Below are 14,065 nucleotides of genomic sequence, written 5' to 3' on the forward strand. Positions count from 1 at the left end.
CGCCGGATTACTTGGCGTCGGGCTTGACCGAGGTGGCCAGCGTGAACTGGTCGCGGCGGCCTTCGTAGGAGATGCCCTTGCGGAAGGCCCAGATGCTGCTTTCGAAGTGCAGCGGGATCAGCGGCACGTTGTCCAGCGCGATCTGGGTGGCTTCCTGCAGCAGCTTCTCGCGCTTGGGCGCGTCGACCGTGACGATGGCCTGCTTGTAGACCTTGTCGAAATCGGCGTTGGTGAAGCCGCCGTAGTTGCTGGTGCCCAGGCTCTTGGGCGAGTCGAGCGAGGCGACCCACAGCTGGAACAGCGCCGAGGCTTCGCCCGTTTCCGCCGGCCAGCCGCCCATCGAGAAGCTGAACTCGCGCTTGGCGCGCTTGGGGAAGTAGATCGAGGCGGTCATGGCGTCGACGTTGGTCTTGATGCCGACGCGGGCCAGGTACTGGGCCACGGCCTGCGCCACCTGGCCGTCATTGACGTAGCGGTCGTTGGTGGACGAGAGGGTCAGCTCGAAGCCGTTGGGGTAGCCGGCTTCGGCCAGCAGCTTCTTGGCGCCTTCCGGGTCGTACTTGATTTCCGGGGCCTTGGGCAGCGCGCCGAACATGCCGTCGGGCATGAACTGGTAGGCCGGGGTGGCCATGCCGTCCATGATGCGGGCGGTGATGGTCTTGCGGTCGATGGCCATCGAGATCGCCTTGCGCACTCGCAGGTCCTGCAGCGGGTTCTTGCCGTCGGCGCTCTTGACGAACGGGCTCGGGTTGCGCGCCACGTCGGGCTGGAAGAACACCAGGCGGGTCGAGGGCGTGGCCACGAAGCCGAACTTGGGGTTGTCCTTCAGGCGTTGCAGGTCGCGCGCGGCGGGGTTTTCGATCATGTCGAAGTCGCCCGACAGCAGGCCGGTCAGGCGCGGGCCGGCGGCCGGCACCGGCACGAACTTCACTTCCTTCCAGTAGGGCTTCGGGCCCCAGTAGTTCTCGTTGCGCACCAGTTCGATGCCGGTGCCCTTGACGTACGACTTCAGGGTGTACGGGCCGGTGCCGATGGCGTCCTTGCCGTTGTTGAAGTCGGCCACCGTGGGCCACGGGCCGGTCACGCCGCAACCCTTCTTCGGGTCGAAGGTCAGCTTGCCGTGCTCGACGATGCCGTTCCAGATGATCGGCAGCGAGCGCGCCATTTCGGCGGGCATCAGCGGGAAGGGGGCGCCGGTCTTGATGATGACGGTGTGCGCATCCGGCGTTTGCACGTCGGTGATCAGCTTGGTCGTGTCCATGTAGGACTGCGACACGTTGGTCTCGTTGTTCAGCGTGCGGCAGATCGTGAACAGCACGTCTTCGGACGTGAACGGCTTGCCGTTGGAGAACTTGACGTCGTCGCGCAGCTTGAATTCCCAGGTCAGGTCGTCCAGGTTCTTCCAGGACGTGGCCAGCGCGGGCACCAGCTTCATGTCGGCACTGCGGCCTACCAGCGAACTGTAGACGTGCGCGGAGAACGCGTCGTTCTGCGTCATCTTGTGGTAGTGGGGGTCGGCCGAGGTGGGTTCGGCGGACAGGCCGATCTTCAGCGTCTGGGCCTGGGCAGCGGCCAAGGGAATGGCGGCGGCCACGAGGGCCAGGGTGGTGCGCAACTTCATGGTGACAACTCCGGATGGGGAACGAACCGGATCGTGCTGGCGGCGCGGAACAGGGGCGGGCCTACCGGGGAAACGCAACGTCGGCCGGGGGGCTTGCGGTGTTTTTGGCGCCAGGCACGACGGCAAGGGGCCGATTATCGGTAGGGGCTTCGCGCGCTGTCAATGCGCGCCGGGCCGACGTCAGGGTAAACGCCGAGAGGGGGAATAGCCGGCGAAGCCGCGCGAAAAATGCCAATCGCCCCAGTTCGAGGCGGTCCCGCTTCGGGACGGCTTCGCACTGGGGCGACGGGGGAATTGCGTCGTGGAGGGCGTCGCGGGGCCCCGCAAGTGGGGCCGGCGCGGCGCGATGGCGCCCGGTGAGGGGAAAGGCCAAAGGCCCCGGACGCCGGGTCCGATGCAACGGGCGCCGCATCGGCGGCGGGCGTCACAGCGGCAGCGCGCCAGGCTGAATCGCGGGAGATCGGTCGCGACTCAGTCCGGCACGGCTGTTCTTACCACTGCGAACCGGAGAAGCGCGAGCTGGCGGCGCGGGCCTTGTTCATCGACTCGTTCACTTCGTCGATGAAGGCGAACACGGCGGCGACAGCGGCGGCGATCGACTTGCCGGCCTTCTTCAGGTTGGTCAGCGGGTGGGAATTCGGTTGGTTCTCGAGGGCGCCGCGGAGCAGGTCGCGCTCCAGCGCGTCGGTCAGGCGGGCAGTGTGGTTCAGGGTCAGTTCGCTCATGGTTTTCTCCAGTCCGTTTCGTCTTGGGGTAAACCATTATAGGGATAACCCTAAATCAAAAGCAACGCGTTTTTAGGGGAAAACCCTAGTATGTTGTAAAAATGTATTTGCCGCCGGGGACTTAGGCTGTCGGTCCACCGTTGCGCAGGCCCCGGGCGGCATCCGCCAGCTCGCCCGCGGTCAGCCCGATCGGCCCGATGCCCCGGGCCACCAGGGCGTCGGCGGCCGCGCCATGCAGCCAGACCGCGCCGGCCACGGCCTGCTCGAGGGGCAGGCGCTGAGCCAACAACGAGCCCAGCATGCCGGCCAATACGTCCCCGGTTCCGGCCGTGGCCAGCCCCGGGTTGCCGCTGGTGTTGCGGCGCCACGTGCCGTCGGGGGCGCAGATCAGCGTGCCGGCGCCCTTCAGGACCACCCAGGCGCCGAAGCGCCGCGCCAGCGCCTGGGCGGCGGCGCCGCGGTCGGCCTGGATGCGGGCGGTGTCCTGGCCCAGCAGGCGGCCGGCCTCGGCCGGGTGCGGGGTCAGGACCACCGGGCCGTCGCCCCAGTTGGGCCGGATGCCGCCGTTGGCCAGCAGGTTCAGGCCGTCGGCATCCAGCACCAGCGGCGCGCCGTGGCGTAGCACGAACAGTTCCGACAGGGCGTTGGCGGCCGTCGCGCCGGTGCCGATGCCACACCCGGCGACCCAGGCGGTCACGCCCCAGTCCGCGTCCAGCAGCGAGCGGGCGTCGCGCAGCATCAGTTCGGGTTGCAGCGGATCGCAGGGCAGCGGCGCGGCGTCCTGGGCGAAGCCCACCAGCACCTTGCCGGCGCCGGTCTTGAGCGCGGCGCGCGCGGCCAGCAGCGCCGCGCCTTCCATGCCGCGCCCGCCTCCTACCACGCCGACGGTGCCGAAACTGCCTTTGTGGGTGTCCGGGCCGCGCGCGGTGAACAGGGCGGGCAGATCGTCGCGGCGGATCTCGGCGGCAAAGGAGGAGTCGGGGGTGTTCATGGGCTGAGGCTCCGGGATCGTCGGGGCAGGGGCTATCCACTATAGTGCCCCAAAACGCGCGGCCTTCCGCCCGCGCCACCGGAGACGACGATGACCGATATCACGCTGGAACACTATTCCGCCTACGAGTCCCTCAAGCTGCGCCGCCATCCCAACGGCGTGCTGGAGCTGATCATGGGCTCCAAGGACGGCAAGCCGGGCAAGCTGTCCACCGCCGACGACCGCATGCACCGCGAGCTGGCCGACATCTGGCGCGATATCGATACCGACCCGGACACCCGGGTGGTGGTGATCCGCGGAGAGGGCAAGGGCTTCTCGGGCGGTGGCGACCTGGACCTGGTGCAGCAGATGGCCGAGGACTTCGACGTGCGCACCCGCGTCTGGCGCGAGGCGCGCGATCTGGTCTACAACATCATCAACTGCAGCAAGCCGATCGTGTCGGCGATGCACGGCGCCGCCGTGGGTGCGGGGCTGGTGGCCGGCTTGCTGGCCGACATCTCGATCGCCGCGCGCGATGCCCGCATCATCGACGGCCACACCCGCCTGGGCGTCACCGCTGGCGACCATGCCGCCATCGTCTGGCCGCTGCTGTGCGGCATGGCGCGCGCCAAGTACTACCTGATGCTGTGCGAAACCGTGAGCGGCGAAGAGGCCGAGCGTATCGGCCTGGTGTCGCTGTGCGTGGACGAGGCCGAGTTGATCGGCCGCGCCTTCGAGGTCGCCAACCGCCTGGCGGCCGGCTCGCAGACCGCGATCCGCTGGACCAAGTATTCGCTGAACAACTGGCTGCGCATGGCCGGCCCGACCTTCGATACGTCGCTGGCGCTGGAATTCATGGGGTTCGGCGGCCCCGACGTGCGCGAAGGCGTGCAGTCGCTGCGCGAGCGGCGGGCGCCGAACTTCCGGCCCGACTCGCCGTTCTGACAAGAGCGGTTGCCGGCCGCGTCCGGCCCCGCGCCGGGCGGGATCTGGCCAAGCGCGCCGGCCCAGGCACCGCATGCGGCGCGGCGGGCGCGCAAGGCGCCCGGCCGTGCCGGATTCACTTCTTGAAGAACGCCGCGAACGCGGCCTGCGCCTCTTCCGTCTGCAAACGGGCGCGGAACTGCTGCGCCTCGTAATCGAGCGTGTCTTGGATCGCCTGCCGCTCCGGGCGCTTGAGCATGGCCTTGGTCAGCCGCAAGGCGGCCGGCGGTTGCTTGGCCAGGCTGGCGGCGGTGGCCTGCGCGGCCGCCAGGGCGCCGCCCTTGGCGGTGACCGCGGTGGCCAGGCCGGCCTCGCAGGCTTCCCGCGCCGAGAACGCCTTGCCCTGCAACAGCCATTCGGCGGCGCGGCGGGCGCCGGCCAGGCGCGGCATCAGCAGGCTGGACGCGCCCTCCGGGCACAGGCCCAGCGCCACGAACGGCATGCGCAGCGTGGCGCCTTCGCCGATGTAGACGAAGTCGCAATGCTGCAGCAGCGTCACGCCGATGCCGATGGCGTAGCCCTCTACGGCGGCGATGACCGGCACGTCGGCCTGCGTCAGGGCGCGCAGGAAGGTCAGTCCGGCGCTGTCGCCGGCGCCGCGCTCGGCCTGGAAGTCGCGCAGGTCATTGCCGGCGGTGAAGTGTTCGCCGGCGCCGGCCAGGATCACCGCCGACACGCTGGTGTCGGCGCTGGCCAGCGCGAGCTGTTCGGTCAGCGCGGCGTAGGTGGCCGTGTCGAGCGCGTTGCGGCGGTCCTGGCGGTCGATCACCAGCGTCAGCACCGCGCCGTCGCGCGTGACCCGCAGCCCGGCGCTCATGCGAAGGTCCTGGCGGCCAGCTGGGTCTTGGCCTCGGCGTACTCGCGGCGCAGCGTGTCGACGATCTGGCGCGTCGGCTGCACGCTGCCGATGTTGCCCACGCCCTGGCCCGCGCCCCAGATGTCCTTCCAAGGCTTGACGCGGCTGGAGCCGAAATTGGAGGCGCCGCTGTCCGGCTGCGGCAGGTTGGCCGGATCGAGGCCGGCGGCGGCGATGCTGGCCTTCAGGTAGTTGCCGGGGATGCCGGTGAAGAACGGGGTGTAGAGAATGTCCGAGGCGCTGGCCTCGACGATGGCGGACTTGTAGCCTTCGCTGGCGTTGGCTTCCTCGCTGGCGATGAAGCGCGTGCCCATGTAGGCGAAGTCCACGCCCATGGCGAGCGCGGCCAGCACCTGGGCGCCCGAGGTGATGGCGCCCGACAGGATCAGCGGGCCGTCGTAGAAGCGGCGCACTTCGGACACCAGCGCGAACGGGCTGAGCGTGCCGGCATGGCCGCCCGCGCCCGCGCACACCAGGATCAGCCCGTCCACGCCCGCTTCCAGCGCCTTTTCGGCGTGGCGGATGGTGGTGACGTCGTGGAACACCTTGCCGCCCCAGTCGTGGATGCCCTTGACCAGGTCGCCGGGCGCGCGCAGGCTGGTGATGATCAGCGGCACGCGGTGGCTGGCGCACACCGCCAGGTCCTGTTCGAGCCGGTCGTTGGACTGGTGGATGATCTGGTTGACGGCGTAGGGCGCGACGGTGGCGCCCGGATTGGCCTCGCGGTACGAGGCCAGCCCCGCCTGGATCTCGTCCAGCCAGTCGGTCAGCAGGCTCTGCGGACGCGCGTTGAGCGCCGGAAACGAACCGACGATGCCGCTCGTGCATTGCGCGACGACCAGCTTCGGGTTGGACACGATGAACATGGGGGCGCTGATGACCGGCAGGGACATCTGGCCATACAGATCTGTCACGAGGGAGTGGGGCATAACGGCGTCACGTGTGGTTTCGGGTTGAGCGCCCAAGCCGCGCTTGCATGGCGGAAAGGGATGTGCCTACAATTACCTACCGACCGTCCGGTAATTAATTAATCTTTATTTAACGGCAAGCGCCGAACCGCTGTCAATGGAACGGGACCGCCCGCGGTCCGGCATTGCCTGCCTCGACGCCGCCTCACCAGGTTCCCTCATGGCGACTTCCGCAGCCCCCGCCACCAAACGCGCCCGCGCCGGCCGCCCGCCGACCCTGGCGGCGCCGCGCGAACGCATCCTGGCCGAAGCCGCCAAGCTGTTCGCGCGCAGCGGCTACGACGGCAGTTCGGTGTCGGACCTGGCCGCCGCCATTGGCGTGTCCAAGGCCGCCATCTATCACTACTTCACCACCAAGCAGGACATCTACGACGCCATCATCCTGGCGGTGCTCAATGGCCTGAACCAGAGCGTCGGCCAGGACGTGGCGCGCGCCGAGGGCGGCGCCGCCCGCCTGCGCGCCTTCATGGTCGGCCACGCCCGCTACTTCGAGCAGCACCACGCCGAGTTCGTCACCATGCTGATCGGCTATTCCGGCATGGCGCTGCCCGAGCGCGAGGACGCCGCCCGGCTGCGCGACGGCTACGAGAAGCGCCTGCGCGACCTGATCGCGCAGGGCGTGGCCGAAGGCGCGTTCCGGCCGCTGGACGTGCCCGCCACCGGCCGCGCCGTGCTGTCGATGCTGAACTGGATGGTGCGCTGGTACAAGCCCGGCCAGGGCGACAGCGCCGAGACCATCGCCGCCGGCTATTTCGATTTACTGGTTGGCGGCATGCGCCCCTGAGCGCCGCCGCCCCGCACTCCCGAGAGACTGACATCATGGCCCTGGACACCGAAACCCTGACCCTGTTGCTGGACGCCGTGCGCCGCTTCGTGCACGAACGCCTGATTCCCGCCGAGGACGAACTGGCCGCCAGCGGCCAGGTGCCGCCGGACATCGTCGCCGAAATGCGCGAGCTGGGCCTGTTCGGCCTGTCGATCTCGCCCGACCACGGCGGCCTGGGCCTGACGATGGAAGAAGAAGTGAAGGTGGTGTTCGAACTGGGCCAGACCTCGCCCGCGTTCCGTTCGCTGGCCGGCACCAACATCGGCATCGGCTCGCAGGCCATCGTGCTGGCCGGCACCGACGAACAGCGCGCCCGTTACCTGCCGCGCCTGGCCAGCGGCGAACTGATCGGCTCGTTCGCGTTGACCGAACCCGACGCCGGCTCCGACGCCATGGCGCTGCGCCTGTCGGCCGAACGCGACGGCGACCACTACGTGCTCAACGGCACCAAGCGCTACATCACCAACGCGCCCATCGCCGGCCTGTTCTCGGTGATGGCGCGCACCGCGCCCGAACGCCGCGCCAATTCCATTTCGTGCTTCCTGGTCGAAGCCGGCACGCCTGGCCTCATCATCGGCAAGCCCGACAAGAAAATGGGCCAGGCCGGCGCGCTCACCAGCGACGTGGTCTTCGACAACTGCCGCGTCCCCGCCTCGGCCCTGCTGGGCGGCGAGGAAGGCAACGGTTTCCGCACCTCGATGCGCGTGCTGGACAAGGGCCGCCTGCACATCTCGGCCCTGTGCGTCGGCATCGCCGACCGCCTGCTGCGCGACGCCGTCAAATACGCCACCGAACGCAAGCAGTTCGGCCAGCCCATCGCCGAGTTCCAGCTGATCCAGGCCATGATCGCCGACAGCCAGGCCGAACTCTACGCCGCCCGCTGCATGGTGCTGGACGCCGCCCGCCTGCGCGACCGCGGCGAGAACACCACCATGCAGGCCGCCTGCTGCAAACTCTACGCCACCGAAATGGTCGGCCGCGTCGCCGACCGCGCGGTCCAGATCCACGGCGGCGCCGGCTACATGTCCGAATACGCCGTGGAACGCTTCTACCGTGACGTGCGCCTCTTCCGCATCTTCGAAGGCACCTCGCAAATCCAGCAACTGGTCATCGCCCGCGAGGTCATCAAGGCCAACAGTTAAGCCGTGCGAAGGCGTGGCGGGCATCCACCCGCCACCCCCCGATGCCGACACCTCAACACTGGAGCAATAGGGCAGGTCGCCATGCATCGTCTGCCGCCAGGCGCCCATGCAACGTGAAGGTCCTCCACCCCCGCGCAGCGTCACCAGAATGCCAAGCACACCGTCCGTCCCAGCACCCGCGATGAGCCTTCAGCGCAGCCCTTTGCGGTGTGGCGTGGGGAATGGGGGGCGTGTAGATGCGCCCGACGGAATCCGAAGGAGTCGCCGCAGGCGAGGACGAGGATGAGTAAGGGGCAGTCCGGAGCGAACGCTCCGGACCGCAATCGTAGCCCCCCATTCCCCACGCCACACCGCAAAGGGCGTCTAAAGAACCCACCCGCGTCCCCCCAAAACGACCACCCCAACACACCCAAGCCCCCACCGGCTAATATCCCCACTGACCCAATCCTCTCTGGCGAAAAGATAAAAGATGTCGCAACGTCCCGCTCCCCTGACAGGCATCCGCGTCCTGGACCTGACCCGCGTTCTCGCCGGCCCCTGGTGCACCCAGAACCTGGCCGACCTTGGCGCCGAAGTCATCAAGATCGAGCGCCCCGGCGCCGGTGACGACACCCGCGCCTGGGGCCCCCCGTACCTGAAGGACGCGGCCGGCAACGACACCACCGAAGCCGCCTACTACCTCTCGGCCAACCGCAACAAATTCTCCGTCGCCCTCGATATCGCCTCGCCGCGCGGCGCCGAACTGGTGCGTGAACTGGCCTTGCAGAGCGACATCCTGGTCGAGAACTTCAAGGTCGGCGGCCTGGCCAAGTACGGCCTGGACTACGCCAGCCTGAAGGAAGCGAACCCGCGCCTGATCTACTGCTCCATCACCGGCTTCGGCCAGACCGGTCCCTACGCCAGCCGCCCCGGCTACGACTTCATGATCCAGGGCATGGGCGGCCTGATGAGCATCACCGGCGAGCGCGACGACCTGCCCGGCGGCGGTCCGCAGAAGGCGGGCGTGGCCGTGGCCGACCTGATGACCGGCATGTACTCCACCGTCGGCATCCTGGCCGCGCTGCACGAGCGCTCGGTCAGCGGCCTGGGCCAGCACATCGACATGGCGCTGCTGGATTGCCAGGTCGCCATGCTGGCGAACCAGAACCTGAACTTCATGACCTCCGGCAACGCCCCGCGCCGCGCCGGCAACGCGCACCAGAATCTGGTGCCGTACCAGGTCTTCGCCGCCAGCGACGGCCACCTGATCGTCGCCGTGGGCAACGACAGCCAGTTCCGCAACTATTGCGGCGCCATCGGCCTGCCCGAACTCTCGGCCGACCCGCGTTTTTCCACCAACCCGCAGCGCGTCAAGAACCGCGAGGCGCTGGTGCCGCTGCTGGCCGAACGCATGGCCACCGGCGCGCGCGACCACTGGCTCGCCTCGCTCGAGGCCGTGGGCGTGCCGGCCGGCCCGATCAATACGCTCGACCAGGTCTACGAAGACCCGCAGGTGCTGGCGCGCGGCATGAAGCGCGAACTGCCGCATCCGACCGCGGGCACCGTGCCCATGGCCGCCAGTCCGCTGAAGTTCTCGGGCAGCCCGGTCGAATACCGTCGCGCCCCGCCCATGCTGGGCGAGCACACCGCGCAGGTGCTGTCCGAAAAGCTCGGGCTGTCGGACGCGGAGATCCAGGCGCTGGCGCAAAGCCCGTCCTGATACCCCCGCACGGCGCACACACCATTCCAATGACAGGCAGGAGAAGTTGATGACGGAGATTCAAACCATCGGCGTCGTGGGCGCCGGGGCCATGGGGCGTGGCATCGCCCAGATCGCGGCGCAGGCCGGCTTGCGGGTGCGCTTGTACGACACCAGCGCCGACGCCGTGGCCGCCGCGCGCGAGTCGCTGCGCCAGACCTGGGACAAGCTGGCCCAGAAGGGCAAGCTGACCGCCGCCGACGCGCAGGCCGCGCTGGAGCGGGTCGAGTCCGCCACCGCGCTGACCGACATGTCGCAATGCCAGCTGGTGGTCGAAGCCATCGTCGAGCGCCTGGACGTCAAGCGCGACCTGTTCGCGGCGCTGGAAGGCGTGGTGGCCGATGACTGCATCCTGGCCTCCAACACCTCGTCGCTGTCGATCACCGCCATCGCCGCCGCTTGCAAGCTGCCGCAGCGCGTCGCGGGCTACCACTTCTTCAACCCGGTGGCGCTGATGAAGGTAGTCGAGGTCATCGACGGCCTGCGCAGCGCGCCCGAGACCGGCGACGCGCTGGCCGAACTGGCGCGCCGCATGGGCCACACGCCGGTGCGCGCCAAGGACATGCCCGGCTTCATCGTCAACCACGCCGGTCGCGGCATGAACACCGAAGGCCTGCGCGTGGCGCAGGAATCGGTGGCGAGCTTCGCGCAGGTGGATGCCATCATGCGCGAGCAGGCCGGCTTCCGCATGGGCCCGTTCGAGCTGCTGGACCTGACCGCGCTGGACGTTTCGCATCCGGTGATGGAATCCATCTACCGCCAGTTCTTCGACGAGCCGCGCTTTCGCCCGTCGCCCATCACCACCGTGCGCCTGGCCGGCGGCCTGATCGGCCGCAAGGCCGGCGAGGGCTTCTACAAGTACGTCGATGGCCAGAAGCAAGTGCCCGCCGAGCCGCCCGTGCCGGCGCTGCCGCAAGGCCTGAAGGTCTGGGTCAGCCCGCGCCACGCGGAAGGTTACGCGCGCGCCACCGCGCTGCTGGAAAAGCTGGGCGCGCCGCTGGTGTCCGGTTCCACGCCGGCGGCCGATGCGCTCATCATCGTCACGCCGTTCGGTGAAGACGTGTCCACCACGGCGTCGGCGCAAGGGCTGGATCCGGCGCGCTGCGTCGGCCTCGATACCCTGCACGCGTTCGACAAGGCCAAGCGCCGCACCCTGATGGCGTCGCCGGCAACCGAGGCCAAATGGCGCGATGCCGCGCACGCGCTGCTGGCCGGCGACGGCGTGCCGGTGTCGGTGGTCGAGGATTCGCCGGGCTTCGTCGCGCAGCGCATCGTGGCCATGATCGTCAACATCGCCGCCGATATCGCGCAACAGCAGATCGCCACGCCGGAAGACATCGACCGCGCCGTGACCCTGGGCCTGGGTTATCCGGTGGGTCCGCTGGCCCTGGGCGATGCGCTGGGCGCGGAGCGCATCCTGGAGATCCTCAAGAGCATGCAGCGCGTCACGGGCGACCCGCGCTACCGTCCCAGCCTGTGGCTGCAGCGCCGCGTGCAGTTGGGCATGTCGCTGCTCAAGACCTCGGCCGCCGACTGACGCGAAGCGCCGCCGGAAACAAAAAAGCCCCTCGATGCATCGAGGGGCTTTTTTTCGGGCCCGCGGGACTCGCGGTCGCGCGGCGCGAAGGGTAGCGCTTACTTGGCCGCATCCACCATGTACTGGACCGCCGCGCGGATGTCGTCTTCCGAAGCGTTGGCCGCGCCGCCCTTGGGCGGCATGGGCGGCTTGCCCTGCATCGCGACCTTGACCATGGCGTCCATGCCGGTCTTGATGTAGGGCTCCCAGGCGGCCTTGTCGCCGAACTTGGGGGCGTTGGCCACGCCGGTGGCGTGACAGGCGAAACAGACGCTCTTGTAGAGCTTTTCACCAGCGGGATTGACCGTGGCGGCCTGTTGCGGCGCGGCGGCCGGTGCCGGTGCGGCGGCAGGCGCGGCAGCAGCGGGGGCCGGGGCAGCAGCAGCGGGGGCAGCGGCGGCCGGGGCGGGCGCGGCAGCCGGAGCCGCAGCGGCCGGCGCGGCGTCGCCTTCCTTCTTGGCGCCTTCCTCAGCCGGCGCGGCCGGTTCCGGCAGCGAACCGCCCGACTTGTTGGCCATGTAGACCACGGCGCGCGCGACCTCGAAGTCGGACAGCGTCGGGTTGCCGCCCTTGGCGGGCATGCCGCCCTTGCCATGCAGCGCGACGTTCATCATCGCGTCGAAACCGGACTGAATGAAGGGCGCCCAGGCGGCGTTGTCGCCCACCTTGGGGGCGCCGGCCACGCCGGCAGTATGACAGGCCGTACAGACAGCTTGGAAGACTTGTTCGCCGGTCTTGAAGACCTTGGGCGCGTTGGCGTCGACCAGCGCGAATCCGGCGACGGGGGCAATGCGTTTGGTGACGGCTTCGGTGGATAGCGTATCCGAGCCGGCGCCGACCTTGGAGCCCGAGGCGACCATGTTCACCAGTAGGATGATGATGGCGATAGGCACCACGAAGGCCAGTATGACCGTGACGATCAGTTGCTTCGGGGTCTTGATGGGGGAGGAGTGCTCTTCTATGTGTTCCTGCTCGTTGCTCATGACCAAATCCTGCTAACGGGTACCGGGGCGCCTGGCGGCGGCAACAGAAAATCAGTACTGCACAAAGGGCGGCAAAAGCAGACCGCCTTGCAAGCAAACGCTGGATTATATAACGGTGTCACGGACACGCGTCCAACGTCCGGACGGGGTTTTCACGCAGTTTGCCCGGCGAATTGATCCACTTCATGCAGATTGCGCAAAACTGGGTACAATACCGCCTCCTTGCGCTGCGCCCGTAGTTCAATGGATAGAATGAGAGTTTCCGAAGCTCTTGATACAGGTTCGATTCCTGTCGGGCGCGCCATCGACCAAATGGCCAATCATCGCCGCTGGCCCATCATCGCGTTGCCGCAACGGCGTCGCGGATGGCCAATGCGATGCCGATGCCCAGGCCGGCCAACAGCACGCCGGCGGCCTGATGGGCCGTTCCGGACGCAAGCAGCGGCGCCGCCAGCGGCACCAGCGACAGAATGGACACGTTGTTCAGCGTCTCCGCCGCGGCCAGCACCGCGCCCTTGTCCCGATCCGATCGTTTCGCCAATACGGCTGTGGATAGCGGCGCGCCCGCGCCCAGCGCGGCGCCCCACGCCGCCAGGCAAGCCAGCGCGCCGGGCAGTGGCAACGGCAGAAGATAGAACGCCGCCACGCAACCCCCGAGCAGCGTGGTGGTGATGACCAAAGCGCCTTCTTCTCCGCAGCCCAGCCGGCGCAGCGCGCCGGTGGAAAGGTTGCCGACCCCCAGCCCGATGCCGAACGCCGTTGCGCTCAGGCCGACCTGCGCCACGTCCAGCTGATAGCGCGCGCGCAGGATTTCCCCCGAAAGCAGGAAGGCGGCCACGCCCGCGCCGTTCCAGAGCCCTTTGGCCAACAGCGGACGCACGATGGTCCGCGCGCGCAGCCAATGTATTGCGCTGCGCTGGCGCGGCGCGCGCGCGGCGTGCCGGCGCGGTATCGACATGCCGCTGACAACGCAGGCGACAAGGCAGCCCGCCGACGTCAGCAGGAACGGTGCGCGCCAGCCGATCCAGTCGGTCAGCAGGCCGGCCAGCGCGGGCCCCATCGCGATGCCCGCCGTCATGCCCAGCATGACGACGCCCATGGCCGCGGCCTGGCGGTCGCGCGGCATGATGTCGGCGACCAGCGCGAACGCATTCGGAATGATGACGGCGGAGGCGAGGCCGCCGAAAATCCGCAGCGCCATCGCGACCTCCAGGGTTGGCGCCAACGCGACGCCGACGCCGTCGATCGCGAATGACAGCAGGCCGGCCAGCAACAGCCGGCGCCGATCGACGCGATCCGATAGGTGGCCAAGGATCGGCGCCGCGATGGCGTAGGCGAACGCGTAGCTGGAAACCAGCCACGCGGCCTGGGCCGGACTGGCGCGAAAGGCGTCGGCCAGCGGGTTCAACATCGGCGCGAGCATGAACTCGCTCGCGCCGACGAAAAACACGGACAGGGAAAGTGCGGACAGCAAGTGGCGTCCGTTGCCGACGTCGGCAATGGTTCTGGAACAGGACATGCCTTCTCCCGTGCAAATGCGAGTGGAGGGAAATGGAAGGAAAAAGGGGAAAAACGGGGAAAAGTGGCGACGCTGGGGAATGCCGCGAGGAGGCGGGGCGTCGGAGTGCGCGAGGCGGGGGAGCAGCCGCGGGAGCCGGGCTACAAGCGGCGCTGAT

12 protein-coding genes and 1 tRNA gene are annotated in these 14,065 nt (G+C 68.7%); 6 read left to right on the top strand and 7 right to left on the bottom strand.

All coding sequences use genetic code 11. The features are described 5' to 3' along the window. Positions 1-7: 7 nt before the first annotated feature. From ACVN9Z_RS09255 to ACVN9Z_RS09265, 3 genes are all read right to left on the bottom strand, one after another. Positions 8-1,621 carry an ABC transporter substrate-binding protein gene (locus tag ACVN9Z_RS09255; RefSeq protein WP_006386791.1) on the bottom strand — a complete coding sequence of 538 codons (1,614 nt, stop codon included), beginning with the start codon at positions 1,619-1,621 and terminating at the stop codon, positions 8-10. Between the two features lie 491 nt (positions 1,622-2,112). Beyond that, positions 2,113-2,346 carry a hypothetical protein gene (locus ACVN9Z_RS09260; protein ID WP_006386792.1) on the bottom strand — a complete coding sequence of 78 codons (234 nt, stop codon included), beginning with the start codon at positions 2,344-2,346 and terminating at the stop codon, positions 2,113-2,115. Positions 2,347-2,467: 121 nt separating this feature from the next. Next, complete coding sequence (locus tag ACVN9Z_RS09265; protein WP_353630928.1) at positions 2,468-3,337, bottom strand: NAD(P)H-hydrate dehydratase; 870 nt, start codon at positions 3,335-3,337, stop codon at positions 2,468-2,470. A 90-nt stretch (positions 3,338-3,427) separates the two neighbouring features. Here ACVN9Z_RS09265 and ACVN9Z_RS09270 point away from each other — a divergent pair, with 90 nt between their 5' ends. Next, on the top strand, positions 3,428-4,261 hold the full coding sequence (locus tag ACVN9Z_RS09270) for an enoyl-CoA hydratase/isomerase family protein (RefSeq protein WP_020925438.1): 834 nt from the start codon (positions 3,428-3,430) through the stop codon (positions 4,259-4,261). Positions 4,262-4,376: 115 nt separating this feature from the next. Here ACVN9Z_RS09270 and ACVN9Z_RS09275 read toward each other — a convergent pair whose 3' ends face one another. Next, entirely contained in the window at positions 4,377-5,117 is a 741-nt protein-coding gene (locus tag ACVN9Z_RS09275; RefSeq protein ID WP_024067558.1) for an enoyl-CoA hydratase-related protein, read from the bottom strand. Beyond that, the gene (locus ACVN9Z_RS09280) at positions 5,114-6,085 is read right to left on the bottom strand and encodes an NAD(P)H-dependent flavin oxidoreductase (protein WP_049055011.1); all 972 of its coding nucleotides are present in this window, start codon (positions 6,083-6,085) and stop codon (positions 5,114-5,116) included. Before ACVN9Z_RS09280 ends, ACVN9Z_RS09275 begins: the two co-directional genes overlap by 4 nt. Positions 6,086-6,284: 199 nt before the next feature. Between ACVN9Z_RS09280 and ACVN9Z_RS09285 the strand changes: the two genes are divergently transcribed. From ACVN9Z_RS09285 to ACVN9Z_RS09300, 4 genes are all read left to right on the top strand, one after another. Next, the gene (locus ACVN9Z_RS09285) at positions 6,285-6,908 is read left to right on the top strand and encodes a TetR/AcrR family transcriptional regulator (protein WP_020925435.1); all 624 of its coding nucleotides are present in this window, start codon (positions 6,285-6,287) and stop codon (positions 6,906-6,908) included. A gap of 35 nt (positions 6,909-6,943) precedes the next feature. Next, positions 6,944-8,092: an acyl-CoA dehydrogenase family protein gene (locus tag ACVN9Z_RS09290; protein WP_006386797.1), complete on the top strand. Its 1,149-nt coding sequence runs from the start codon at positions 6,944-6,946 to the stop codon at positions 8,090-8,092. 469 nt (positions 8,093-8,561) lie between these two features. Continuing rightward, on the top strand, positions 8,562-9,791 hold the full coding sequence (locus ACVN9Z_RS09295) for a CaiB/BaiF CoA transferase family protein (protein ID WP_006386798.1): 1,230 nt from the start codon (positions 8,562-8,564) through the stop codon (positions 9,789-9,791). 49 nt (positions 9,792-9,840) lie between these two features. After that, a complete protein-coding gene (locus ACVN9Z_RS09300; RefSeq protein WP_006386799.1) occupies positions 9,841-11,367 on the top strand; it encodes a 3-hydroxyacyl-CoA dehydrogenase in 1,527 nt (508 codons plus the stop codon). Between the two features lie 98 nt (positions 11,368-11,465). On the opposite strand, the gene ACVN9Z_RS09305 is transcribed toward ACVN9Z_RS09300, so the two are convergent. After that, positions 11,466-12,389: a c-type cytochrome gene (locus ACVN9Z_RS09305; RefSeq protein WP_054439351.1), complete on the bottom strand. Its 924-nt coding sequence runs from the start codon at positions 12,387-12,389 to the stop codon at positions 11,466-11,468. Positions 12,390-12,618: 229 nt separating this feature from the next. Between ACVN9Z_RS09305 and ACVN9Z_RS09310 the strand changes: the two genes are divergently transcribed. Next, a tRNA-Arg gene (locus tag ACVN9Z_RS09310) sits at positions 12,619-12,693 on the top strand. A 33-nt stretch (positions 12,694-12,726) separates the two neighbouring features. Here ACVN9Z_RS09310 and ACVN9Z_RS09315 read toward each other — a convergent pair. After that, on the bottom strand, positions 12,727-13,863 hold the full coding sequence (locus tag ACVN9Z_RS09315; RefSeq protein ID WP_232254243.1) for an MFS transporter: 1,137 nt from the start codon (positions 13,861-13,863) through the stop codon (positions 12,727-12,729). Between the last annotated feature and the right edge of the window lie 202 nt (positions 13,864-14,065).

The sequence above is a fragment of the Achromobacter sp. KK8 genome (assembly GCF_054188005.1).